Origin of the sequence: Streptomyces oceani, assembly GCF_001751245.1 — a bacterium.
Classification (GTDB): domain Bacteria; phylum Actinomycetota; class Actinomycetes; order Streptomycetales; family Streptomycetaceae; genus Streptomyces; species Streptomyces oceani.
In genome coordinates this window covers 35,720-60,241 of record NZ_LJGU01000123.1, presented here as the reverse complement: position 1 = coordinate 60,241, position 24,522 = coordinate 35,720, and the positions used below count along the sequence as shown (strand labels likewise).

The following is a 24,522-nucleotide window of genomic DNA, read 5'->3' as shown; positions in this document are numbered from 1 at the left end:
CCGGTGTGCGCCGTTTCCTGTACAACACCGCGCTGGGCGCCAGGTCACGCTCGGCGACCCGGACAAGCCCGGACAACGATCCGGACAGTGACCCCGTGTACCAACATCGCTACTTTCCATCACGGGAGGCGTCGGAAAGGCTGAGCGACATGACCGCACGCATCGACCCCGCCACGGAAGGGCAGTTCGCCGTCCAGCTCTCCTCCACGCCGCGCGGCGCCCGGCTCGCCCGCCGCCTCGCGGTGCAGCAACTCGCCGAGTGGGGCTGGCCGTACGACTGTGAACTCTCGGACACCGTGGGCCACCTCGTCTCGGAGCTGGCGGGCAACGCCGCTCGGCATGCCCGCTTCCCCGGCCGGGACTTCCGGTTGCGGCTGCGCTGGCCGGATCGCCGTACGCTGCGGATCGAGGTGACCGACGTCCGTGGCGACCTGCCGCCGGAAGGTGTGCCGGCCCAACCTCCGGGCGTACTGACCGAGTCGGGGCGCGGGCTGCTGGTCGTCGAGGCGCTCGCGACCCGGTGGGGCGTGGACCCGCGCCCCGCACCCGGCAAGACGGTCTGGGCGGAGTGTGCCATGCCGTGACGGCCTCCCGACGTACTCAGGCGGACGTCCCGCGCGTTGAGTACGCGCGCGGATGTCGACCAACTGCCCCGCGACCTACCGTCCTTCGCATGGACCACATCGACGGCATCCCGCAGACCACGGCCACCGCCCCGAACGGCTCCGCGCCACAACACCGGCGTTCCGTCGCCGACTGGCTCGGCCTGGTGCTGCTCTCGCTGCTCGTGCTCTTCGTCGGCGGGTTCACCGGGGTGCTGGGGCCGCTGTTCGCGATCTCGTGTGAGTCCTGCCAGGACGGAATCCGGATCCCGCTATTCGACGAGGTTCTCCTCCTTATCGCCTTTGTCCTGGTGCCCCTGACGACCTTCGTAAGCGTCGTCGCCACGTTCCTCCCCCGAGGGGGTGCCCGGGCGGGCGGCATCGGCCTGGGCACGCTTCTCGTGCTGTTCGTCGTGATGCTGGCCATCGGCCAGATCCCGGCCTGATCGCCAGCAAGAGGCGCCCGTCAGGGCCGCAGCACGATCTTTCCCACGTGTCCCCTGCGGGCGAGTTCCTCCTGCGCTCGGGCGGCCTCGTCCAGCGGGAAGCTCGCGGCGATGACGGGCTGTATCTCGCCCCGCCGGGCCAGCTCCATGAGGCCGTCGAAGTGCGCGGGCGTGTGCATCGCGGAGCCGATCACCTGCGCGTTGTGCAGGTAGAGCCGCCGTACGTCGAAGGCCACGTCGTATCCGCCGAGCGCACCGGCGACCACCCACCGGCCGCTCTCACGCAGCAGCGGCAGACCCTCGCTCAGCAGGTCTCCGGCGACGACATCCAGGGCGACGTCGACGCCCTCCGGGGCGGCGGCCCGTAGCCGGGCGGCGAGGTCGTCCCGGTAGCGGTCGATGACCTCCTGCGCGCCGGCCTCTCGTACGGCGGTGATCTTCGAGCCGCTGCTGAGCGCGAGCACCCGCGCGCCACGAGCACGGGCGATCTGGACCAGCGCGAGGCCGACACCGCCGGACGCGCCCGAGACCAGGGCCGTCTCGCCCTCCCGCAGCCGGCCGCGCTCGATCATGCCCAGCGCGGTGCCGTAGGCGGTCGGTAGCGCGGCGAGTTGTTCGTCGGTGAGCGGGGAGTCCGTCACGTCGTGCGCCCGCTCCGCCGGCGCGGTCACGTACTCGGCGTAGCCGCCGTCGCGTTCGCTGCCCATCAGGCCGACCGGGTTCGCGTCGGGACCTTCGCCGTCGTAGAGCGCCGGGTCGACGACCACGCGGCGGCCGAGGAGGCTGGCGTCCACGTCGGCGCCGACCGCCACGACGTGGCCGGCCACATCGGCACCCTGGACACGCGGGAAAGTGATCGGGCCGCGCCAGCCGGACGGCGCCTCCGGGTCTCCCGGGCGGCCGTACGCACCCTCCCGGGTCCACAGGTCGGTGTTGTTCAGCGCCACGGCACTGACCCGCACCAGCACCTCCCCCGCATGCGGCTCGGGCACGGCCACCTCCGCCGGCGTGAGGACCTCCGGCCCTCCGTGCCGTGCGATCCGCATCGCGCGCATGGTCTCTCCGACGCTCATGACGGGAACCTCCTCGTACGTATACTGATCGGTGAACATCACTAGCGTACACCGCCGTGTACACCGATCGGTAAAGGGGAGTCCGATGCAGGAGGCACAGTCCATGACACCGGCCGGCCGGCGTATCGCGGCGGCGGCCGAGGAGCTGTTCTACGAGCGCGGCATCACCCCGGTCGGCGTGGACCTGATCGCCGAGCACTCGGGCGTGACCAAGCGGACCCTCTACAACCAGTTCGGTTCGAAGGACCAGCTCGTGGCGACCTACCTCGCGATACGCGACCAGCGCTGGCGGTCGTACGTCAGCGCGGCCGTCGAGGCCCGCGACGACCCGGTCGAGGCGGTCACCGCGCCCTTCGACGCCTTGCGGACCTGGAGCGAGAGCAACACCCGGGGCTGCGCGTTCGTCAACGCGCTGGCCGAACTCCCCGACCCCGCGCACCCGGCGCACCGCGTCGCCACGGAGCAGAAGCTCTGGCTGTCGAGGCTGTTCGAGGAACTCGCCACCGAGGCCGGCTGTCCACACCCCGCCACCCTCGCCACCCGGCTCCTGGTCCTGCACGAGGGCGCTCTCGCCACCCAGCCGCTCCCACTCGACACCCTCGAACCAAGCGCCGAACTGGCGCGCGCCCTGGTGCGGGCCGAGCCCTCGCCCCGTCGATAGCAAACCGCGGCGGACCGGGGCGGATTGATGTTCCTATGGATGTCAGTGCGGGGTGCGACAGTCGGCGTATGGGAGACAGCACCTCGATCACCGCGTACTGGGACGCCGCCGCGGCGGAGTTCGACGAGGAACCGGACCACGGGCTGCGGGCCGAACCCGTCCGGGCCGCGTGGAGAGTTGCCCTGCGCGGCTGGTTGCCGGCCGGGCCGGTGGACGTCCTCGACCTCGGCTGCGGCACCGGCTCGCTGTCCCTGCTGCTGGCGGCGGACGGGCACCGGGTCACCGGGGTCGACCTGGCGCCGCGCATGGTCGAGCGGGCGCGTGCGAAACTGGCCGCCGCCGGGCTGCCCGGCGGTTTCCTCGTCGGTGACGCGATGGCGCCGCCCACCGGAGCCCAGCGGTTCGACGTCCTGCTGTCCCGGCATCTGGCGTGGACACTGCCCGATCCTCAGGCCGCGCTGCGCGAGTGGGTGTCCCGGCTGCGACCGGGCGGGCGGCTGGTGCTGGTGGAGGGCCGTTGGCGGGAGGCGGGCCAGCGCGGGGTGCCGTACGTCCCGGGCGCCGAGGCGCTGCCCTGGCACGGCGGGATCGGCGCGGCGGAGCTGGCCGCCGCCGTACGGCCGCTGGTCTCCGGCCTGCGTGTCGAACCGCTCGGCGACGAGCCCCGGTTGTGGGGTGGCCCGGTGGCCGACGAACGATACGCCCTGGTGGCCGAGCGGTGACGGGCCGATCCGTGAGCCACCGTGCTCCGGGACCGGCCTCGTCACCTTCGATCGGAGCGGTTCGGGTCAGCCGCCCCGGCCGCGGTGTGCGGGTGGCACGCGCGCGGACGCGCCCGCGCCCTGTCGTCGTTCCTTCCGGCGCGGGGCGGTCTCCGCCCGCAGTCGCACGAGGTACGCCCACGCTCCGGAGACCCTCAACTGCCGCACCTGCACCGGCGTGAGTCGCTGCCTCAGCGCGTCGCCGAGCCCGTCGGTCCCCGGCAGCAGCAGCACCGCCTGGCCGTCCGGGGCCAGTACCCGACGCAGCTGCGCCCACCACAGTTCCGGCCGCTCGGTGAGGGCTCCGCCCGCTCCGACCTGGCCTCCCCACGGCGGGTTGCACAGCACCCGGTCCACGCTGCCGTCCGGCAAGGGGAGTTGAGCCGCGTCCGCGTGCTCCAGGTCAAGCGACGGGTGGTCGCCGACACCGGGGTGCTGGTGCCTGCTGAGGCCCGCGCTGTTCGCGCGCGCGGCCCGTAGCGCCGCCGGGTCCAGGTCGAAGCCGACATAGCGGGCGCCTGGTCGGGCGTGTTGCGCCTCGATCAGGAGAGTGCCGGCACCGCAACAGGGGTCGAGCACCCGCTGCCCCTCCTGGATCTCGGCATCCCTGGCCATCGCTGCGGCCAGCGGGGGATGCAGGGTGCCGGGGATGGTGCGCTGCTTGTACGGACGCCGGTGCAGCGGCCGTTCCGTCAGCCGCAGCAGCAGGGTGGCGTGCGTGCCGTCCAGTGTCAGTCGCCAGCCGAGGCAACCAGGCGGTGGCCGGGTGTCGTTCCGGCGGGAGTGGTAGTCACGCCCGAGTCGCCGAGCCACGGCCCGGCCGACGGTGTCCTCAGCGTCGAACCGGGTGAACTGGCGCTTCCCCAGGAAGGACGCCGACACCTCGATCCCGCTGGGAGGCCCCTGCCTGCCTGGAGCCCGCCCGTGCCTGGCCAATGCCGACTCGGCGTCCTCCGCGAGCCGCGTCAGCCCTGCCAGCTCGGGCCGCCCGGGCCCCGGGTCCGGCATCCGACCGGCCAGCAGGAAGACGTCGTCCGCGGTGCGAAGTCGGGCCGGCCCGGCCGGATCGGCGGTGCCGCTCCGGCCACCCGTGCGGAAGTGCACCTCACGGTGCCCGAGCCAGGTGATCGTACCGAGTCCACGGTCCAGGACCTCCGCGGCCACCGTGGCCTCGAGTCCGCGTACGCATCGCGCCACCAGGCGCGCCGCCGTCACGGGACGGCGGGCGTGCCGGGACGCGGTGCGGTGAGAAAGAGAGCGCTGAGGCGCATAGTTGATCGTTTTCTCCCACGTCAAGGCTCGGGACGGCCTTACGCCGCCCCGCCTCGCCGGCGGCGGGATCGTCCGCGTCCGCCGACGGGACCTCAGCCGAGGTGGAAGAAGAACTGCTGCATGGGCTCATCCTAACCGAGCTGCGCGGCGGGCGCGTTGGCGATGCCGGGCGGTCGATGGACGTACGGCGTGGTGGTGGTCAGCGGGATGAAGCCGAGCCGTCGCAGGATGGGGCGGCTCTGCTCGGAGGCGTCGACGTGCAGGTAGCGGTAGCCGCGCTCGGCGGCGATTCGGGCACGGTAGGCGACCAGCGCGCGGTAGATGCCGCAGCCCCGCCAGGCCGGCGCCGTGCCGCCGCCCCAGAGGCCGGCGAAGTCGGCGTGCGGCGGCAGTTCGACCCGGGCGCCGGAGACCGGACGACCCCGCGCGGTCGCCACCACCATCGCGACGGTTTCCGGCTCCCCCGCGAGCTGGGCGCGCAGTTCCTCGGCCAGTTCCGGCCGCCCGGTCCCGAAGGCCGCCGCGTGTGCCTCCGCCAGCGGTTCCACGGCGTCCGGGTCGGTCACCGGACGCAGCCGTACGCCCTCGGGCAGCACGACCTCGGTGGCCAACTCGGCCACGTTGGCGACCATCACCGTCTCCCTCGGCTCCGGTCGGAAGCCGGCCGCGCGCAGCCGCGCGCCGAGGTCCGCCGGCTCGTCGTGGGCGTAGAGCTTCCACTCGAACTCCCGCTCCCGGACGGCGTAGTGGCGGACCTGCGCGGCGATGGCCCGGTCGGCGGTGCCCTCGTCCAGATCCGACCAGACGACCCCCGACCAACGGCCGGGCCCGGCGGTGAGGCGTACGACTCCCCCGATCTGCTCGGTGTCGGCGCCCGCGCCGCCCCGGGCGCGCTGTCGCAGCTGGACGTCGAAGTCGGTGAGGAGCGCGTCCGGGTCCATGGGCACCAGCGGACCAGCGCGCGCGGGCCGACGGCAAGGGGTTTTCCACGCCTCCGCGGAGCAGCCGAGCCGAAGGTAGGTTGTCGGTCATGACCACAGTCCAGACCGTCGAGCGCGTCGCCGTGCTGTCCGACATCCACGGGGTACTGCCCGCCCTGGAGGCTTTGTTGGACGAGCCGGAGGTGCGCGACGCCGACCGGATCGTGCTGGCCGGGGACCTCGCGGCCGGGCCGTTGCCCGTGGAGACCCTGGACCTGCTCGCCGAGTTGGGCGAGTGGGCGGTGTGGCTGCGCGGGAACGCGGACCGGGAGCTGGTGGAGTACCGACACGCCGAGCGTACGGACATCCCCGACCCGATCGCCCCCTGGGCGGCGGACCAGCTGCGCCCGGACCAGGTGCGGCTGCTCGCCGAACTGCCGGCGACCGTGGAGCTGGGGATCACGGGGCTGGGGCGGGTGCTGTTCTGCCACGCGACACCACGTGCCGACGAGGAGTTGGTGCTGGTCGACTCCTCGGTCGAGCGGTGGGCCCAGGTGCTGGCCCAAGTGCCGGACGAGGTGGCGGCCGTGGTGTGCGGGCACACGCACATGCCGTACGCACGGTTGACGCACGGGAGGCTCGCGGTGAACCCGGGCAGCGTGGGCATGCCCTACGGACGTCCCGGCGCGCACTGGGCGCTGCTCGGTCCCGGTGACGCGGTGAGTCTGCGGCGCACGCCGTACGACTACGCGGCGGCGGTGGACCGTATCGCCGCCACCTCGGGCTTCCCGGAGGCGCACGCGTGGGCCACGGAGTTCCTGTACGCACGGAACTCCGCTGAGGACGCCCTGGGCGTCCTCAGCCCGGGGGACGGGCGCGTGGCCGGCCGGGCGGGCGAGCACCCTGTGTGACCGATCTCAAAGGTTTGGCGGCGGTGCCCGGACCAGGGCAGGGTAGAGGGATGCCAGGAGCACGAGCACCTGGACCGGCCGCGAGCGTGAAATGGCCGCGAGCATGAACCGGGCATGAGCCTGGGCCAGCCACGAGCAGGGACTGCTGAAGGAGACGCATGAGGATCGGGATCGTCGGAGCCACCGGCCAGGTCGGTGGCGTGATGCGGGAGATTCTGGCGGAGCGGAAGTTCCCGGTCGACGAGCTGCGACTGTTCGCCTCCGCCCGCAGCGCGGGTCGTACGCTCAGCTGGCGCGGTGGCGGCGAGGCCGTGGAGGTCACGGTCGAGGACGCGACGGCGGCGGACTACTCCGGCCTGGACATCGTGCTGTTCTCGGCCGGCGGCACGACCTCCAGGGCGCTGGCCGAGAAGGTAGCGGCACAGGGCCCGGTCGTGATCGACAACTCGTCCGCCTGGCGGCTGGACCCCGAGGTCCCGCTGGTGGTCTCGGAGGTCAATCCGCTGGCGGCCCGCCGGCGGCCCAAAGGCATCATCGCGAACCCGAACTGCACCACCATGGCCGCCATGCCGGTGCTCCGACCGCTGCACGACGCGGCCGGACTGACCTCGCTGGTGGTCGCGTCGTACCAGGCGGTCTCCGGGAGCGGTCTCGCCGGGGTCGCGGAGCTGGAGGAGCAGGCCCGCAAGGCGGTGGAGAGCGGCGCCGGGCAGCTGACCTTCGGCGGGGACGCCGTCGACTTCCCCGAGCCGGACGCGTACAAGCGGCCGATCGCGTTCAACGTGCTGCCGATGGCCGGTTCGATCGTGGAGGACGGCCTGGAGGAGACCGACGAGGAGCAGAAGCTCCGGCACGAGAGCCGGAAGATCCTGGACATCCCGGAGCTGCTGGTGTCTGGTACGTGCGTGCGGGTGCCGGTCTTCACGGGCCACTCGCTGCAGGTCAACGCCCGCTTCGCCGAGGCGCTGAGTCCGGCGCGGGCGCGCGAGCTGCTGGCCGCAGCGCCAGGCGTGGAGCTGTCCGAGATCCCCACCCCGTTGCAGGCCGCCGGCCGGGACGCCAGCTACGTGGGCCGTATCCGTACGGACGAGACGGTGGAGAACGGCCTGTCCCTCTTCCTCAGCAACGACAACCTGCGCAAGGGCGCGGCGCTGAACACCGTGCAGATCGCGGAACTGGTGGCCGCCGAGGCGCGCTGAGGACCGTCCGGCCCGGTGCGGGAGAGCGCTGGGCACCGAGCGCGACCGGCGAGCGTACGGGGCCAGTGCCCCGGACGGCACGTACGAAGGGACCCCCGGCGAACCGGGGGTCCCTCGCGTTGCGATACGGCCAGTGGTCAGCCGATCTGCGCGCCATAGGCGTCGAGGGCCTCGCCCACCGGCTGGAAGTAGGTCTCACCGCCGGCGGAGCAGTCACCGCTGCCACCGGAGGTCATACCCAGCGCCTTGTCGCCGGCGAAGAGGGCGCCACCGCTGTCACCGGGCTCGGCACACACGTTGGTGTGGATGAGTCCGTTGACGGTGCCCTGCGGGTAGGAGACCGACGCGTCGACCGCCAGCACCTCACCGTCGTGCACCTGCGTGGTGCTGCCGCTACGCGTCACGGTCTGGCCGACCGTGGCCTCACCCGCGCCGGAGATGGCCTGGGTGCTGCCGTCGTAGAGGTTGACCTCGCTCGGGGCGTCGGTGTCCGCGGTGTACATCGCCAGACCGTAGTCGTTGTCCGGGAAGCTACCGCCCTCGGTGGCCGCGATCTCGCCACCGCCCTGCGAGTCGGACCAGCTGGTGACCTCGTTGGTGCAGTGGCCCGCGGTCAGGAAGCCGGGCTGACCGTTCACCGTGACGTTGAAGCCGAGCGAACAGCGGGAGCCGCCGCCGTAGATGGCGTCACCACCGGCGATCCGGGTGGTGAACTTGCCGTCGGTGTGCTTCAGTACGGCCTTGCCGTCCTGCGCCGCCACCTGCTTCTTCAGCTTGGCGAGCTTCTCACCCTTGACCGTCTTGTCCGCCGTGATGACGACCTTGTTGGTCTTCGGGTCGATGGCCCGCGAGGTGCCGACCATGTCGTTCTCGGTCATCGACTTCTTGACCGAGGTCAGTTGCTTCATGGTGTGGTCGACGACCTTGGCCTCGGCCCCGGTCTCCTGCACCTTGTCCTTGGCCGCGGCGTCCACCACGTTCACCACGAGCTTCTTCGCCTCGGCGTCGTAGTACGCACCGGCGTCACCCTTGATCTCCGAGGTGATCTCCTGGGCGAGGGTGGTGGCAGCCGAGGACGAGAGGGTGTCAGCTGACGCGGGTTCAGAGGCGTTGGCGCTGGAGAAGGTGAGCGCTCCAGCGACAAGGGCGGCCACGCTGGTGCCGGCAACGGCGACACGGCGCTTGGATATGCGACGGTTGTGTCTCAACTGTCTGCCTCCAGTGGGGGTATGAGCTCACTCAGTCGGAGCGGGCCCGGAGGACGTATGACACACCGCACCCCGCGAAGGATGCGTCCATGCCAACTTGGGCGTGAGTATTGCGCGACGGGCAGTTAACACACAAGACCAAGGGCAGAGCCCGTCCGGTAATGGTGCGTCAGTCCCCGTATTCCGGGAGTATTTCCGGGACTTGCGCCGCACATGTCAGCTTCGGACCGAAACTTCCGGGCGAGTTCGAGCATCCGGGGGCGTACGGACTGTCGCCACCCGCCCCTACGCGCACAAAGGGCGCGGGGAACCGGCTTTCACCCCTAAGGGGTTACTCGCCAAAATCGACTCCACATCGTGTAGATGAGGAAATATAGGACGCCTCGCCCCTTCACGTGTGTTCCCCCACGCCACACCTCGGCATGAACGGAGCATCCACGTACCACAACCAGCAGCCCGTGCCGCAGAGCGTCACCCGCAAACGGAGAGCCAACCACGGACCACATCTCGTCCTGCCCATCTCACCCGCGGGGCCGGGCCATCACCGGCTGGCCCATCGCCGCCGTGATCGGACGGAAGCAACCACCCCCGTCCTGCCGCACGCCCCCACCCTCTGCAATACACCCCACCCCTACGGGCACCCCCGACAGCAGCCCTCACCCACCAGATGCCTCAGGCCACCACTTGGCATGAGCCGCCCAGCCAACAGCCCCCGACCGGCACGCGACCGAGCAGTGTTCCATCCTCGACCCGCTCTGTGCATGCCCGCACATACGTCAATCCGCCTCAGCCTCTCCGCGTCCCCAGGTCTACAGGCGGCGAGGCTTCTTGCTGCCACCGCTGGCCAAGGGAGGCGCCATGGAAGCCGAGCACCGCGCGCTCGCCGCGTGGAACGCGGCCCCGTCGCGTCCTCGTCCGCGGTGGCTCCGTCCCTCAGCCGGCGAGCGCCACGGAGACCGTCCCGCCGAGGACAGTCACTCCCCCCGACCGCGCCGCTGGCGCTCCTCCCGCTCGCGCGACCCGGACTCCGTGGACGGCTCCGGTCCCGTGGACGGCTCCGGTTCCGTGGACGGCTCCGGTTCCGTGGACGGCTCCGGCTGTGGGTCCAAGGGCAGTGGCTCCACCGGTACGACCGACTCAGCGGGCCCGGCGGATTCCACGGGCGGCTGCTCGCCCCCCTTCCGCGATGCGCCACCCTCCGCGAGCGACTGCTCCGTCAACCCCGTCAACTCCGCCAGCCTTGCCTCGTCCGCGCCCCGTACCTCCGGTGTCTCGCCCCCGGCGGAGTCGGCGATCCCCGGCTGGCCGCTCGGCTCCTCCGAGGCGACCGCCGGGGGCGTGGACGGCGCCTGCCGGGGCTGCTGGGGCTGCGGGTTCTGCTGCGAACGGTCCAGGAAGCGCAGCAGCTCGACCGGGAACGGAAGCACCAGGGTGGAGTTTTTCTCGGTGGCGACCGTGGTGACAGTCTGCAGCAGCCGCAGTTGCAGGGCGGCGGGAGTCTCGGACATCGCGGTGGCCGCCTGCGCCAGCTTCTTGGACGCCTGCAGCTCCGCGTCGGCGTTGATCACCCGCGCCCGACGGTCCCGGTTCGCCTCGGCCTGCCGGGCCATCGACCGCTTCATCGTCTCGGGCAGGGACACATCCTTGATCTCCACCCGGTCGATCGTGACCCCCCACTCCACGGCCGGGCTGTCGATCATCAGCTCCAGACCCTGGTTCAGCTTCTCCCGGTTGGAGAGCAGGTCGTCCAGCTCGCTCTTGCCGATGATCGAACGGAGCGCGGTCTGCGCCATCTGGGAGACCGCGAAACGGTAGTCCTCGACCCGGATGATGGCGTCCGCCGGGTCGACCACCTTGAAGTACACCACCGCGTCCACCCGAACCGTGACGTTGTCTCGCGTGATGCCCTCCTGGGCTGGCACCGGCAGGGTCACGACCTGCATGTTGACCTTGTGGAGACGGTCCACGCCCGGGATGATCATGGTGAACCCCGGTTGTTTCACCCCGCCCAGCACCCGCCCCAGCCGGAACACCAGCCCCCGCTCGTACTGCTTCACCACCCGGGCCGCCGCCACGACGTAGACAGCTCCGCCGCCGAGCGCTACCGAGACCAGTTCCACCACCATGACGGCCCCCAATGTCCGTATATCGACAAAGGTAAACCCAGGGGACCGCTCGGTCGAATTCCGACAAGAGGAACAAACGCTTCTCCAGCGCCGACCCGTACGAGGCGGCCCCTACGGGCCGGGGCGTCGTCTCAGCAGTCGCAACACGAGCAGCACTCGCAGCACTCGCAGTAGTGACAGCAGCCGTGTCGCGTCTTGCGACTCCAGGGCCCCTCGTACTCTTCCTTGCAGCACATCCGGCAGGTGCAGAACAGCGACAGGAAGACGCCGCAGCCCGCGATCAGCCCGCGTCGGCCACTGGAGCCGCCCGAGCCCGAGCCGCCCCAGCCACCACCGCCGCCGTCACCGGAACCACCGCCCCAGCCGCCGTCCGCCGGGTAGCCGGGGTCGCCAGACTGTCGGCGCCGCTGTCCCCGCTGGTTCGGTTGCCCCTGCTGAGCGTACGGGTTCCCGCCGTACGGGTTCCCGCCGCCGTACGGGTTCCCGTCGGGTGGCGTACCGTGCGCACAGGCGGCCCCGAAGGCCCGGTGCACGCTCTGCTCCAACTCGTGCGCGAGCAGTACGTGAGCGAGCTTCCCCTCCACGAACTCCACGTCCCGCAACGCCAGTCGCACGCCGTGCACCGCGTCGTCGCACAGCCGCCGCACCTGTGCGGGGGTGGCGCCGGTGGCAGCGATCGGGTTCCAGGCGCCGGCCTGCTCATCGGCCGTCAGATCCTCGACGGCGTCCAGGAGGTGCGCGAGTCGACCGAACAGTCGCCCCGCCTCGGCCAGGGGTTCCGCGTTCCCCGGCCGCCCCGCGAGCATCGCGGTGTGCGCAAAGGCCGCCGCGGTCGCCGTCTCGGTGGGTTCGGTCACCGCGAGCAGGGACGTACCAGGGCCGGTAACCGCCTCGATCGAGGGCTGCCGATCCACCGCCTCGACCAGGACGGCGGTGTCGAAGCCGAGGTCCGCTCCCGTACGGGCGCCCGCCCGGTCCCATCCCGCGGCGACCCGGCGCGCGGCCGCGGCGACCGGGCGCCGCCCCAGCAGCCCGTCCTGGTCGCTGATGTGGTCGCGGGTCTTCGCTGACGCCAACACCAGCGACACCGAGGCGGCCAGCCGCGCACCCTCGCCCCGCGCGACCGAGGCCGTACGCATCCCACGCAGCGGGCAGGGGCCGGCGGTACGGCGCCCGTCGCCGGCCACTCCGGTCTGGGCCTCCGTCAGCACGGAGACGACGAGGCCGTCATAGTTCGTGACCACTCTGGCGAACTGTCCGTGGTCTCCACGCAGCGCGAGGCAGAGTCCGCACAGATGAGCCATCCATGAGGTCCTCAGTTCGTTACCGAGTCGGTGACGGCAGGGCCTGATGATTCCGAACATCGTTCTCCCGTTCCCCCGTTCTTGCATGGCGCGGACCTCACCTTACGTGGAAGAGGCCCAGGGCGGGTCACCCGGATGTCCGCGTGCGCCACCCACCTGGACGGATCGAGAATCTGTCGTTCCGTCAGCATGCCGGTATGGAAAGATGCCTGATCCGACGGCATATATTGGCCACGTGAAACCCTTGTGAATGTCGCCGGTGGCGGCAATCCACTTGGCACATCCACCGCGTCGTACAGGACCATAGGATTGCGGGACACGCGGTGGTGTGCCGCGATCAACACGTAGCGAGCCGCGACGCGGAGGAGAGGAGGCGTTCATGGGATCGGTGCGCAAGGCGAGTGCCTGGCTGGGCCTCGTCGACGACAGTGAGATGCGTTACTACGACGACGAATACGCCGAGGGACCGGAGCCCGGTGACGCCGCCCGCGAATCATGGGTGACGGACCCCCGGGTCCGAGTGGCGGCGGAAGCCGCGCAGGACCAGGGCACCCGGATCGCCACGGTCACGCCGGACGGTTTCCGAGACGCCCGCGGAATCGGGGAACTCTTCCGGGACGGAGTCCCGGTGATCGTGAATCTCACGGCTATGGAGTCGGCGGACGCCAAACGCGTCGTGGATTTCTGCGCGGGTCTCATCTTCGGACTGCGCGGCGACATCGAGCGGGTGGCCACGCGGGTTTTCCTCCTGACTCCCGCCGATTACCAGATTGTCGGCGGCGAGGCCCGCCGCGCCGGCGAGGGCGGATTCTTCAACCAGAGCTGACGGGCCCGCCGAGGGGAGCACCATCCCCCGGCGGGCTCGCACGTCGCGCACCCACTGCCGCGCCCCGGCCGCTCGCGGTTTCCGGGCATGGTTGGCGGAAGTCCGCCGCTTGTGGCGGAGGAGGGGGTCTGATCGCCCGTGGGCGACCAGACCAGGACAGGCGTCCACACCCGGCCGGCACGCGACGCTTCGCCGCCCGCACGCGCCCCGAGCGGGACGGTGGAGGTGGTGTCGCTGCCGCAACCAGCCGCTACGAGGGTCGAGAAACGGGATCGATCTCCGCCGGATTCTCCTGCAGCCGACGGGCTCCGCGGGCAACACGGTCGTCGGTGTCGACCGACATCTCCTCGCGGAGCCGTAACGCCTCGCCCAGGTCGTCCGAGAAGATGCCGAGGACGTCGACGATCGCGGTGTGTATCCACTCGGCGTGCCGTCGTTGGCGACCGCCAGCGCCGACGCGACCATCCCCAGCCCGGCCCGGTCCCCTCGCCGGAGCAAGCCCTCCGCCGTCCGCAGGGTGACGAGGGTGTCACGGGGATCGAGTACGAGTCCCGGCAACGGTTCCTCGCTTCACCGTCTGGCGAACCCGGCCAGGCTGTGACCGGCGTCCGCCCGGTCACGCCAGTCGGCGCTTCGTCCGAGTTCGCCAAGCGCCCCGACAACGGCACGTCGCAGTTCACCGTCCACGGATACGCGCGCCCCTCGCGCGCCGCGGGTCAGTCGCCGCGAAACGCCTCGATACCGGTCAGGGCTTTGCCCAACACGAGTTGGTGCATCTCGGTGGTGCCCTCGTAGGTCAACACCGACTCCAGGTTGGTGGCATGCCGCATGACCGGGTAGTCCAGCGAGATGCCGTTCGCGCCGAGGATGGTACGGGCCTCGCGGCAGATCGCGATCGCCTCCCGGACGTTGTTCAGCTTGCCGAAGCTGACCTGCTCCGGTCGCAGCCGCCGCTGGTCCATCCGACGGCCGAGATGGTGCGCCAGCAGGATGCCCTTGTGCAGCTCCACGGCCATGTCGGCGAGCTTCGCCTGGGTCAATTGGAAGCCACCGATCGGCTTCCCGAACTGTTCGCGGGTGCGCGCGTAGTCCAGCGCCGCCTCGAAGCTGGCGCGCGCCGCGCCCATCGAGCCCCACACGATGCCGTAGCGGGCGTGACTCAGGCAGCTCAGCGGCCCCCGCAGGCCGACCGCCTCGGGCAGTACGGCGTCGCCGGGCAAGCGCACCTCGTCCAGCACCAACTCGCTGGTCACCGAAGCCCGCAGGGACCACTTGTGCTTGATCTCCGGAGCGCTGAACCCGGCCGAGGAGGTGGGTACGACGAAGCCGCGGACGCCGTCCTCCGTACGGGCCCACACCACCGCGATACCGGCCACCGAACCGTTGGTGATCCACATCTTGCGGCCCGTGAGGAGCCAGTCCTCACCGTCCCGCCGGGCGTACGTGCGCATGCCGGCGGGATCGGAGCCGTGGTCCGGCTCCGTCAGCCCGAAGCAGCCGATGACCTCACCCGAGGCCATCCGCGGCAGCCACTCCCGCTTCTGCTCCTCGCTGCCGAACCGGTGGATGGCGTACATCGCCAGCGAGCCCTGCACCGAGACCAGCGAGCGCACGCCGGAGTCCGCGGCCTCCAGTTCGAGGCAGGCCAGGCCGTACTGCACCGCCGAGGCGCCGGCGCAGCCGTACCCGCTCAGGGACATGCCCAGAGCGCCCAGGGCGCCCAGCTCCCGGGCCAGCTCCCGAACGCCGGGCAGCTCACCCCGCTCGTACCACTCGGCGACGTGCGGCAGCACCCGGTCGGCCGCCCAGGCGCGCATGGTGTCCCGGACCGCGAGGTCCTCCGGGTCCAGCAGCTCCTCGACGCCCAGCGGATCGGTGGGGTCGAACGGCGGCAACCCTGACGTGCCGGACGTGCGGGACATACGAGCCTCCGGATGATCGTCGCGCTTCGCCGGTGACGTTACGGCCGGGTGATCCCGGTGGACAAGAGGGTCCCGTCGCCGGCCGCACGCGGGGAACGGTCCCCGGAGCGGGCCGGCGCGTCCCGGTCCGTACACCCCATCGAGCGTGGCAATCGCAGCGCGGCTAGCGCACCGAGCAGCAGCAGGACGCCGCTGACGGTGAGCGTCACGTGGAGACCGTGTACGAACGCCTCTCGAGCCGCGCGCAGCAGCGTGCCACCGGCCGGATCGCCCAGCCGGGCGGCGACGCCGTACGCCTCGCCGAGTGAGTGGCTCGCGGCGCCTCTGGCCTCGCCGGGCACGCCGGGGGCGTTCCGTACGCCCGGCGCGTAGGCGGCGTTCATGATGGTGCCGAGGACGGCGATGCCCAGGCCCGCGCCGAGCTGGTAGGCGGTCTCACCGACCGCGGCTGCGCCGCCGGCCCGATCCGCGGAGGACTCGCTGAGCATCGACTCGTAGCAGCCGAAAAGCGTCGTCTCCAGGCCGAAGCCGAGCAGCACGAAGCCGCCGGCGAGGACGGCCGGCCGGTCCTCCAGGCCCAGGGTGGTGAGGAACAGTACGGCGAGCGCGGTCAACAGGAAGCCGAGCGCGACCATCAGGCGCGGGCCGAGGCGTTGCAGCAGCCGCGAGCCGACGAGACCGGCGGCGACCGCGGCGACGGAGAGCGGCAGCAGGCGCAGCCCGGTCTCCAGGGGCGAGAGACCGAGCACCAGTTGGAGGTACTGCGCGGCGATCAGCGCGAGCCCGACGAGCGCGAGCACGGTGAGCACGATGCAGCCGACGGCGGTGCCGAAGGCCGGGCGGGCGATCTCACTGAGGTCCACCAGCGGGTACTCACGCTGGCGCTGTCGGCGTACGAAAAGGATCAGCAACGCCGCTCCGGCGGCGAGCGGCAGCAGCGCCTCCGGAGCGAGCGGGCTGCCGGTGCCCGCGTGCTTGACCCCGAGGATCAGGCCGAACAGCCCGGCGGCGGCCAGGGTGGCGCCCAGCACGTCCCACGGTCCCTTGGCGCCCCCGGTGGACTCGGGCAGGAGGAGCCGGCCGGCGAGCAGGCTCGCCGCCATCAGCGGGATGTTGATCAGGAAGACCGATCCCCACCAGAAGTGTTCCAGGAGCAGGCCCCCGAACAGCGGTCCGACGGCGGCCCCCACGGCGGCGACGGAACTCCAGATGCCGACCGCCAGCGCGCGCTCACGGCGGTCTGGGAAGACCTGCCTCAGGATGGACAACGTCGCCGGCATGATCATGGCTCCGCCGATGCCGAGCAACGCGCGGGCGGCTATGAGCAGTTCCGGGGTGTGGGCGTACGCGGCGAGCGCGGAGGCCGCGGCGAAGAGGGCGTATCCGTAGAGCAGGACCCTGCGCCGTCCGACACGGTCCCCGAGGGTGCCGAAGAGTATGAGGAAGGAGGCGCACACGAGCGGGTAGCTGTCGACGATCCACAGCAGCTGGTTCGGACCGGGGCGCAGGTGCGCCGAGACGGCCGGCACCGCGACGTGCAGCACGGTGGCGTCCAGCGCCACCAGCAGCAGGCTCGTACAGAGGACGACCAGCACGGTCCAGCGGTTGGGGGAACCGGCAGCGGGGGGCGGGGAGTCTCGTTGCCCGGGGACGTGAGCGGCCCTTCCGGTTCCGGCCGTGCTCGTGCCGGACATGTACGCACCTCCTCTTGCGCCCGCACCGGCGCTGGGGACCGTGGGGAAATGCCGGGGCGCTCCGCTGCGGGCCCGGCCCGGTCCATCCAACGGGCAGGTGGGCGATAGCGTACGCGAGACCTCGGCGCCGTCGCGTGGCACGTCTCACCCTACGACCGTGATCGGGAGGCCACAGAGGGTGGGTGCTTCTGTCGGTCGACGACGTCGGTCGACCTCCGACGACCCGAACGGGGGAATCTCGTTCGGGAATTCGGTATTAAAGTTCCATGAACGCAATCCGGCTTCTTCCATTTCCACGGGTGGCCGACTCCACGGCCCCGTCTTCCGACGCCGCGAGGAATCCCCAGGACAACCCCGATAATGCCCGGCTAAATGTCCGTGGGGGTGGCCAGGGCCACATCACATCGTCATCACAAAGGCGGTGACCAGGACGTTGGCCTCTCGGCGGCGTTGTAACGTCGATTAGGTGCGTACCGAGCGATTCCTCGCCAGGCTCGAGCAAGAGCCCGAGCGACCGAGCGTCCGCGATGTCCCGCGGATGAGCCGAACCCGCAAGGCGTTGTTCGGCACCACCGTGCTGCTTTACGCGGCCATCGTCGTCGCGGTCCTCGTCACGTCCCAACTGGTGCGGGTGGACTGGCAGGTGATGCTGTTCCGGCCGTACAAGCAGTGGCCGGAGTACCACGCTTTCCTGGACTACTTCGTGGTGCTCGGCCAGCGCGCGCCGACCGCGGTGCTGGTCGCAGCCTGGCTGGGCTGGCGCTCCTGGCGGCAGCGGACGTTGCGCCCCCTGCTGGTGCTGGGGACCTCGCTGTTGCTGCTGAACGTCTCCGTCGGCGCGGTCAAGATCGGCCTGGGGCGGCTGGGCCCGCACTACGCCACTGAGGTGGGGTCCGCGGAGCTGTTCGCCGGCGGGGACATATTCCCGTCCGGGCACACCGCCAACGCCGTGGTGACCTGGGGCATCCTGGCCTACCTCGCGAGCACGCCACGAGCCCGTCGCATGCTCTCGCTGCTCGCGGCCTTCTTCGCGCTGGGCGTCGGGGCGACCACCGTCTACCTGGGCACGCACTGGGTCAGTGACGTGCTGTTGGGCTGGGCGGCCGGTCTGTTGATCCTCCTCGGGCTCCCCTGGTGTGAGCCCGCCATCGCCCGGGTGGAGAACACCGTCCTGGAGTACCGCGAGCGGCTGCGTACGGCCCGGGGGCGGACGGCGGAACCACTACGGCCGGTCGCCGTGCGCTCGGCGCCGCAGCACGACGACACGGCCACTCCCGACCCGGGCGCCGCGCCCGCGGCGAGCACGACTGAACGCGGGAGTCCCACACCCGCGCCCGCGACCCGCGCGCACCACGCCAGCCGGCCGCACACGGTACGGGCGGGATCAGGCAGCGCCAACAGCGCCAGCGGGGGCGGCCGACGGAGCACGCCAGAGCGCACGATGCAGCCGAGCACCGCGCGGTTCGGGCCGCACGCGGGCTGAGCCGAGGCGCCACGTCCCGGACTGCGGGCTGGTAGTCGCACCGCGGGCCCGGCGGTGCGACGTAACACCGCCTCGGTCCGGCGGTGCGTCAGCCCATGGCCTCGTCAGCCATACTGCCCGTCAGCCGCACCACCCGGTCAGCCGTGCTGCCCGTCAGCCCTTCCAGCAACGGACCACGGCCCCCTCGCGCACGGCGAAGTTGATCCTCCCGGAGAGGTACTCCATGGTGATGATGGCGTCCGGGGCGACCGCCCGTACGGTGGTCCAGCCTCGTTCCCGGGCACGTTGCTCGGCCGTCTCGGCCAGCAGGCCGACGTAGCCCTCGGTGTCGTCCTGGGGGGTGTCCGCGCCTGCGGGGTCGGGTGCCATCGGGCTCCTCACGAGGGGCCACCGGGGGTGCGGTGGCGGTTACCTGACTGCTTGCGTCCTGTGTGCCGTGTACGGCGTTCCGTCCGATTCCTCCCGGGCGGAGGCATGACAAATATTCTAGGGGAACGGACCGGAAGCGGGTCATCGGGCCGTGTCCGACCCGCCTTCACGCCGCCCGCGGAAGGCCCGCCACCGGTGCGGCGCAGATCACACGAAGAGGCTCGGCCACGGAGTGGAGTTCTGGTCGCGTCCTTCCCGCGTCACACTTGTGTCACAGCTGCCAACCACCCTTTCGGATAATCCGACGGGCCGCCACAGGACTTACGACGGCTCCCCCCGAGTCCCTGAATGCGGGAATGCGCGGCCGCCCCCAAAGAAGTCCGCAACGGAAGTTCACCGCCTTGGAGAATTACGCGAACCACGGGCTCGACACGACGGCCCGCCTGATGCCCGGGCGGAATTCACGCCCGCTGTTCGGCTTCGCCTTCCGGTGCTTCTCCGTGCGCGTCCGGCCGCGTCAACGACCGGGTCAGTCGGTCCCGCAGCTCCCGCATCCGTACCTCCAGCGCGCCCGGTTCGCGCACCTCGAAGTCGTAGCCGAGCAGCAGGAGGTGGATCACGATGAGATCCAGGGAGTGTGCCCCCGTACGCAGCAGGCAGCTGCCCGAGTCCACCGCCTCGAGACTGCCGGCCAGCGGCGAGACCCGTGCCGCCACCCGCTCCAGGGGCACCCGGAGCAACACCTCCGCCTGCTCCGGATAGACCCGGGTGGAGATCCCCGAGGAGACCCAGCCGGCCAGGTCCTCAGCCGGCGGCGTACGGGGACTGAAGCACGGTCCGTGTGGCGGCCGCAGGGTGATCCGGTCTACGCGGTAGGTACGCCAGTCGATCCGGTCGAGGTCGTAGCCGACCAGATACCAGCGTCGGTGCGTGCTCACCAGTCGGTACGGCTCCACGCCGCGCCGGGACTCGGTGCCGTCGTGCCGGTGATAGGTGAAGCGCAGTCGCTGGCGGTCCCGACAGGCGTGCGCGATCTCGGTGAGGACGCCGGGGTCGACCGCCGTACCGTGCTGCTCCCGCTCCATCGGCACCGTGTAGGTGTGCAGCGCCCCGACCCTGCGGCGCAGCCGGTGCGGCAACACCTGTTCCAGCTTGGCGAGCGCTCGCACGGAAGCCTCCTCGAGCCCCCGCACCCCCAGGCCGGCGGCGCCCCGCAGCCCCACGGCGACCGCGACGGCCTCGTCGTCGTCCAGCAGCAACGGCGGCAACTCCGCGCCCGCCCCCAACTGGTAGCCGCCGGTGACGCCGGTGCTGGAGTGCACGGGATAGCCGAGCCCGCGTAGCCGGTCCACGTCACGGCGAACGGTGCGGGGGGTCACGCCCAGCCGTTCGGCGAGAGCGCCGCCGGACCACTCGCGGTGTGTCTGGAGCAGCGACAGCAGTCGCAGGAGCCGTGCCGATGTCTCACGCATGCCGGAAGTCTGGCACCCCCTGCGGACAGCAACCGTCCGCGATGGGGAGCGGACCCGTGCACCAGGCGACGGGCGTACGACGTCACGTGCCGGTGCGCCGTCAGTCCGCGCGCCCGGTCTCCACCTCGAGCGCCAGCTCGTTGGCGCAGGTGAAGTACGGCGTGACGACGGCCGACCTGGCCCTGTTCTCCCGAAGCTGCCGCGAAGTGACAAGTAACTCAGCGTGTCGTTAGGGCCTTGGCTTCTGTACGAGGTTCAGGAACCTCGCTGCCAGCGAGGGCGGCGAAGTCGGCGCGGGCCTGTTCGACGGCTTCCGGGTACGCCGCCCGCTTCTCGTGCTCGGCGAGTGCCCGGTAGATGCTGGCGACGGAGGGGTTCTGACCCTTGCGCTTGCCGGTGGGGATGATCAGATCGGGCTGGATCTGCTCAACGGGCTCGCCGCCCGCGCGGCGCCGCAGCACGGTATGCAGCATGTCCTCGGTGATGACCGGCGGCCGGCCGCCGTGCTTGCCCTTGCGGGCCGCGGTGTCGAGCCCCTCCAGCGTCGACTCCCGAATGTTCTCCCGCTCGGTCTCCGCCATCGCGGCGAAGAACGCGAACAGCAGCTTTCCCGGCCCGGTGGGGTCGTAGATGCCGGGCAAGGGCCCGGCCAGCATCTCCAGCACCAGGCCGTGCGCGGTTAGGTGGTCGGCGAGCGCAGTCAGCTCGGCGGCGTCCCGCCCGAGCCGCTTCATCTCGTACACGGTGAAGATGACTCGGCAGTGCGGGGCGTGCGCCTTGACCTCCCGCGCCGTCCTCAGTGCCTCCTCGAACCGGGGGCGGACGCGGACGCGGGTGCTGATCTTCTCGCTGAAGATCTTCTCCCTCGGGATGCCGTGCTTGCTGAGCGCGTCGAGCTGGGAGTCGAGTTCCTGCCCGAGGGTCGAGCACCGCGCGTATCCGATGCGGATGTCCGCGCTCGGCAGGTCCGGGTCGGCCGACGTCGGCGGCGGGGTGCCCGGCCGCCACGGCCGGCCCGGGCCGCGGTCGGCCGGGGTCGGCACCCGCAGCGCCTTCTTCAGCCGGGGCACCATGGTGAAGCGGCGGGTGTGGTAGGCGGAGGCAACCGCGCCGCCGCGCGAGCGGCAGGGCGATCCGGGCTGGGCGTCACACTTCGGACAGGCGTGCTGTTCGACGTCGTCGGCGTCCGACCGGTCGTTCGGGGAAGGCTGCTGAGGGTCCGTCATGAGCCCGGATTTTCGCACAATGCAAGTCTCACAAGGGGGTCCGCCCCGCTTTTGAGTGAGAACGGGTTCTGCGAGTGAATCCGGGTCCGGCGGGGGTCCGGCGGCCCGGGATTGATCTTGCTCGCGCAAAGGACCGTTTGTGAGAGTAGCCCCGCGTACAACTCTGGCCCTTGGCTGGCGCTGGGGAAGAACCTGCGGTCGGCGGGCAGGGCTTGGGTGATCTATTCGAGCTTCGCAAGCAGCAGCTTGCAGAGTCAGCGCCCGGGGTGTGGGCGGCGGCGGAGGATCGCCCAGGCGGTTTCGGTGACGGTGGCGACGGCGAGGCCGAAGGCGAGGTGGGCGGCGAAGCCGCGCAGGTGGGTCACGGCCGGGTAGGCGCGGTTGGGAGCGGAGAATCCGGCCAGTGGGGTGATGGCCTCGTCCACGATCAGGGACATCGCTGCCCCGGAGGTGAGCCCTGCTGCCACCGGGTTCAGTCCTGTGGTGCGGCGCAGCAGCGCGTACACCGGGGCCCAGCTGGTGGCGAGCCCGTAGTGGAAGGCCGTCCCGGACCACTCGCGCGCGGTGCCTTCAAGGTGAATACCGAGCAGGCCGAGGGTCTTGTCGGCGGCGATCTGGGACGGGGAACCGGGCCGGGCGGCATCGTCGCGTTCGCGGGTCTTGTCGGATTGGAGCTGGTAGAGCTTCATGCTCAGCGGTTCCATCGCCTTCGTCGCCGTGTACCCGGCGACCGGGGCGATGACTGCGTCGGTGAGCAGGTCCGTGGTCTTCATCTGCGCGTTCCCTTCCTGACGGGGTATGGCGGTGTCCGGCGCGGGGTTTCAGCAGCAGCACCCGGCCTGGCCGGGGTCCTGCTGGAAGGCGGTGGCCAGCAGCTGGCCGACGGCCAGGGCCTGTTGGACGGGCACGGTGGTGGCCTCGGGATGCTCAGCCAGCCAGGGGGCGGCGGCATGGTGGGAGGCGAAGAAGTGCACGTGATTGCAGAACGCGGAGCGCACGGCGGTGAGGTCGTCGGGGGTGACGAGCGAGATGACCGCGGTGGCGGGGTCGGTGCGGGTGACCCGGCCGGGTTCGACGGTCAGCCGGACGGTGGCGTGGGTGGTGTGGCAGGGGGATTCAACCTCGGCGGGCCGGCCGAGGACGGCGGGGAAGACGAGGGTGTCCAGGGCGCACCAGGTGAACAGCTGCCGTCCGTCGACGGTGAAGCGGTGCGGGGTGGGGTTGAGGGTGATGCCGCTGCCGACGATGCGGCCCGCGGCGTCGTATTCGGTGTCCGGCAGGGTGGCGAGCGCGTGGCGGACCTCGTCTTCGCTCTTCCCCGTGGTGTCGGCGAGCTGGGTGGTGGTGACGGCCTCGCCGCGGCCGAGGAGCTTCAGCAGCGCGGGCCACAGCCAGGGGCGGGCGGTGGCGTGGCCGGCGGCGGCGAACGCGGTGGTGAGGCGGTCGGTGAGCTGCTGGGTGCTGGCGTCCATGGCGGGGGCCTTTCGCGGCAGGGGCTGGTCAGGAGGCGCAGCAGGAGAGTTTGGTGATGTCGCGGGTGTAGGTCTGGGCGGCCAGCTTGAGGCCCTCGGCCATGGTCAGGTAGGGGCACCACAGGTCGGCCATCTGTTGCACGGTCATGCCGCCCGCCAGTGCGTAGACGGCGGCGGCGATGACGTCTCCGGCGCCGTCGGCCAGGACGTGCGCCCCGAGGAGGCGACCGGTGGTGGCGTCGGCGACGAGTTTGATCAGGCCGCGGGTATCGCGGTTGACCAGCGCGCGGGGAACGTATTCCAGCGGCAGGACGCGGCAGTCGCATGTGTAGCCCTGGGCGATGGCTTCGGCGTCGGTCAGGCCGGCGGAGGCGGTGGCCGGGCTGGTGAAAGTGACGCGGGGCAGGTGGTGGTAGTCCACCGTGCGCCCGGCGGCGTCGAAGGCGTTGTCGGCGATGAGGGCGCCGTGGGCGGAGGCGACGTAGACGAACTGGGGGTGCCCGGTGACGTCCCCGGCCGCCCAGATCCGCGGGTTCGCCGTGCGCAGCTGCTCGTCGACGACGACTTCGCCGCGCTCGCCAGTGGTGACCCCGACCGCGTCCAGGTCGAGTTCGTCGGTGACCGGACGGCGACCGGTGGCCACCAGCAGATGCGTGGCGCGCAGTTGACGCTCGCGGCCGTCGCCGGTGCGGGCGGTGGCCACTATCTTGTCGGCGTCCCGGCGCACCGTAGTCAGTCGGGTGTGGGTGTGGACGGTGATGCCTTCGTCCGCGAAGACGTCTTCCAGGGCGGCCGAGATCTCGGGTTCCTCACCCGAGGTCAGGCGGCTGCGCGCGATCACGGTGACCTTGGTGCCTAGGCGGGCGAAGAGCTGGGCCTGCTCCAGACCGACATAGCCGGCACCCAGGACGAGCAGGCTTTCGGGGAGTGTGTCCAGGTCCATGGCGGTGGTGGAGGTCAGGTAGCCGGTCTCCTGAAGGCCCTCGACGGGCGGCGCCCACGGGGCGGAGCCGGTGGCGATGAGGTAGTGGGCGGCCTCGACCCGGCGGCTGCCGACGCCGTCGGCCAGCGCGACCTCCAAGGCAGGGCTGTCGGAGCCGCCGGTGAAACGGGCAGTGCCCGGCAGGATGTCCCAGCCGTACTCGGCGGCCAGGTCGGTGTACTTCTCCGCCCGCATCTGCTCGACCAGCTTGTCCTTGCCGCCGATCAGCGCGTCGAAGTCCACTGGCCCGGCCTCGGTCCGGATACCGGGGAACCGCTTGCCCTCCATCGCGCTACGGCGGGCCTCGGCGGCGGCCAGCAGCGCCTTGGACGGCACGCAGCCGGTGTTCACACACGTGCCGCCGGTCGTGGCGCGCTCGACCATCACCACGGAGCGGCCCTTGCGCCGCGCGGCGATCGCGGCGGCGAACGCCCCGCCGCCGGAGCCGATGACCGCCAGGTCGTAGCCGTTGTCCGCTGCGTTCACCGCAGCACCTCCTCGCGTGCGGGGCCCGGTGTGACCGGGACCATTCCTATGCGTCTTGCCGAATAGCTTGCTGTCACCATACTATGCGGTCAGGCGAATAGTTCCAG

The 24,522-nt window shown here is 71.2% G+C and carries 22 protein-coding genes; 8 read left to right on the top strand and 14 right to left on the bottom strand.

Annotation, left to right across the window (positions count from 1 at the left end; genetic code table 11):
- The first annotated feature begins 149 nt into the window (after window positions 1-149).
- Window positions 150-584 (top strand): ATP-binding protein, encoded by a 435-nt coding sequence (locus tag AN216_RS13065; RefSeq protein WP_070196841.1) that lies wholly within the window; start codon window positions 150-152, stop codon window positions 582-584.
- Window positions 585-673: 89 nt separating this feature from the next.
- Window positions 674-1,048 (top strand): hypothetical protein, encoded by a 375-nt coding sequence (locus tag AN216_RS13060; RefSeq protein ID WP_070196840.1) that lies wholly within the window; start codon window positions 674-676, stop codon window positions 1,046-1,048.
- Between the two features lie 20 nt (window positions 1,049-1,068).
- Here AN216_RS13060 and AN216_RS13055 read toward each other — a convergent pair whose 3' ends face one another.
- Complete coding sequence (locus AN216_RS13055) at window positions 1,069-2,121, bottom strand: zinc-binding dehydrogenase (RefSeq protein ID WP_070196865.1); 1,053 nt, start codon at window positions 2,119-2,121, stop codon at window positions 1,069-1,071.
- Between the two features lie 85 nt (window positions 2,122-2,206).
- Here AN216_RS13055 and AN216_RS13050 point away from each other — a divergent pair, with 85 nt between their 5' ends.
- Both AN216_RS13050 and AN216_RS13045 read left to right on the top strand, forming a co-directional pair.
- Window positions 2,207-2,782, top strand: a complete 576-nt coding sequence (locus AN216_RS13050; protein ID WP_070196839.1) for a TetR/AcrR family transcriptional regulator — start codon at window positions 2,207-2,209, stop codon at window positions 2,780-2,782.
- Window positions 2,783-2,850: 68 nt separating this feature from the next.
- Window positions 2,851-3,504: a class I SAM-dependent methyltransferase gene (locus AN216_RS13045; protein ID WP_070196838.1), complete on the top strand. Its 654-nt coding sequence runs from the start codon at window positions 2,851-2,853 to the stop codon at window positions 3,502-3,504.
- A gap of 66 nt (window positions 3,505-3,570) precedes the next feature.
- Here the strand turns inward: AN216_RS13045 and AN216_RS13040 are convergent, their stop codons facing one another.
- Window positions 3,571-4,758 (bottom strand): methyltransferase domain-containing protein, encoded by a 1,188-nt coding sequence (locus AN216_RS13040; RefSeq protein WP_212732699.1) that lies wholly within the window; start codon window positions 4,756-4,758, stop codon window positions 3,571-3,573.
- A gap of 188 nt (window positions 4,759-4,946) precedes the next feature.
- Entirely contained in the window at window positions 4,947-5,756 is an 810-nt protein-coding gene (locus tag AN216_RS13035; RefSeq protein ID WP_070196836.1) for a GNAT family N-acetyltransferase, read from the bottom strand.
- Window positions 5,757-5,845: 89 nt separating this feature from the next.
- Here AN216_RS13035 and AN216_RS13030 point away from each other — a divergent pair, with 89 nt between their 5' ends.
- The gene (locus tag AN216_RS13030) at window positions 5,846-6,646 is read left to right on the top strand and encodes a metallophosphoesterase family protein (RefSeq protein WP_070196835.1); all 801 of its coding nucleotides are present in this window, start codon (window positions 5,846-5,848) and stop codon (window positions 6,644-6,646) included.
- A 158-nt stretch (window positions 6,647-6,804) separates the two neighbouring features.
- Window positions 6,805-7,845, top strand: a complete 1,041-nt coding sequence (locus AN216_RS13025; protein ID WP_070196834.1) for an aspartate-semialdehyde dehydrogenase — start codon at window positions 6,805-6,807, stop codon at window positions 7,843-7,845.
- 137 nt (window positions 7,846-7,982) lie between these two features.
- Here the strand turns inward: AN216_RS13025 and AN216_RS13020 are convergent, their stop codons facing one another.
- The 3 genes from AN216_RS13020 to AN216_RS28200 form a co-directional block, all read right to left on the bottom strand.
- Window positions 7,983-9,053, bottom strand: a complete 1,071-nt coding sequence (locus AN216_RS13020) for a S1 family peptidase (protein ID WP_070196833.1) — start codon at window positions 9,051-9,053, stop codon at window positions 7,983-7,985.
- A 974-nt stretch (window positions 9,054-10,027) separates the two neighbouring features.
- Window positions 10,028-11,179 (bottom strand): slipin family protein, encoded by a 1,152-nt coding sequence (locus AN216_RS13015; protein ID WP_079166542.1) that lies wholly within the window; start codon window positions 11,177-11,179, stop codon window positions 10,028-10,030.
- 131 nt (window positions 11,180-11,310) lie between these two features.
- Window positions 11,311-12,543, bottom strand: a complete 1,233-nt coding sequence (locus AN216_RS28200; RefSeq protein ID WP_070196832.1) for a DUF5685 family protein — start codon at window positions 12,541-12,543, stop codon at window positions 11,311-11,313.
- A gap of 319 nt (window positions 12,544-12,862) precedes the next feature.
- Here AN216_RS28200 and AN216_RS13005 point away from each other — a divergent pair, with 319 nt between their 5' ends.
- The gene (locus tag AN216_RS13005; RefSeq protein WP_070196831.1) at window positions 12,863-13,309 is read left to right on the top strand and encodes a cell division protein SepF; all 447 of its coding nucleotides are present in this window, start codon (window positions 12,863-12,865) and stop codon (window positions 13,307-13,309) included.
- Window positions 13,310-14,025: 716 nt separating this feature from the next.
- Here AN216_RS13005 and AN216_RS13000 read toward each other — a convergent pair.
- Window positions 14,026-15,231: an acyl-CoA dehydrogenase family protein gene (locus AN216_RS13000; RefSeq protein WP_070196830.1), complete on the bottom strand. Its 1,206-nt coding sequence runs from the start codon at window positions 15,229-15,231 to the stop codon at window positions 14,026-14,028.
- A 38-nt stretch (window positions 15,232-15,269) separates the two neighbouring features.
- The gene (locus AN216_RS12995; protein WP_070196829.1) at window positions 15,270-16,925 is read right to left on the bottom strand and encodes an MFS transporter; all 1,656 of its coding nucleotides are present in this window, start codon (window positions 16,923-16,925) and stop codon (window positions 15,270-15,272) included.
- A 466-nt stretch (window positions 16,926-17,391) separates the two neighbouring features.
- Between AN216_RS12995 and AN216_RS12990 the strand changes: the two genes are divergently transcribed.
- Window positions 17,392-18,408 carry a phosphatase PAP2 family protein gene (locus AN216_RS12990; RefSeq protein WP_079166540.1) on the top strand — a complete coding sequence of 339 codons (1,017 nt, stop codon included), beginning with the start codon at window positions 17,392-17,394 and terminating at the stop codon, window positions 18,406-18,408.
- A gap of 153 nt (window positions 18,409-18,561) precedes the next feature.
- Here the strand turns inward: AN216_RS12990 and AN216_RS12985 are convergent, their stop codons facing one another.
- From AN216_RS12985 to merA, 6 genes are all read right to left on the bottom strand, one after another.
- Complete coding sequence (locus AN216_RS12985) at window positions 18,562-18,777, bottom strand: hypothetical protein (protein ID WP_070196828.1); 216 nt, start codon at window positions 18,775-18,777, stop codon at window positions 18,562-18,564.
- A 461-nt stretch (window positions 18,778-19,238) separates the two neighbouring features.
- Window positions 19,239-20,249, bottom strand: coding sequence for a helix-turn-helix transcriptional regulator (locus AN216_RS12980; RefSeq protein WP_070196827.1), 1,011 nt, complete (start codon window positions 20,247-20,249; stop codon window positions 19,239-19,241).
- A gap of 218 nt (window positions 20,250-20,467) precedes the next feature.
- A complete protein-coding gene (locus AN216_RS12975) occupies window positions 20,468-21,475 on the bottom strand; it encodes a recombinase family protein (RefSeq protein WP_070196826.1) in 1,008 nt (335 codons plus the stop codon).
- Between the two features lie 254 nt (window positions 21,476-21,729).
- On the bottom strand, window positions 21,730-22,248 hold the full coding sequence (locus AN216_RS12970) for a DUF1440 domain-containing protein (RefSeq protein ID WP_070196825.1): 519 nt from the start codon (window positions 22,246-22,248) through the stop codon (window positions 21,730-21,732).
- A 48-nt stretch (window positions 22,249-22,296) separates the two neighbouring features.
- Window positions 22,297-22,947: an organomercurial lyase MerB gene (gene merB, locus AN216_RS12965; RefSeq protein WP_070196824.1), complete on the bottom strand. Its 651-nt coding sequence runs from the start codon at window positions 22,945-22,947 to the stop codon at window positions 22,297-22,299.
- Between the two features lie 28 nt (window positions 22,948-22,975).
- The gene (gene merA / locus AN216_RS12960; RefSeq protein WP_070196823.1) at window positions 22,976-24,415 is read right to left on the bottom strand and encodes a mercury(II) reductase; all 1,440 of its coding nucleotides are present in this window, start codon (window positions 24,413-24,415) and stop codon (window positions 22,976-22,978) included.
- Between the last annotated feature and the right edge of the window lie 107 nt (window positions 24,416-24,522).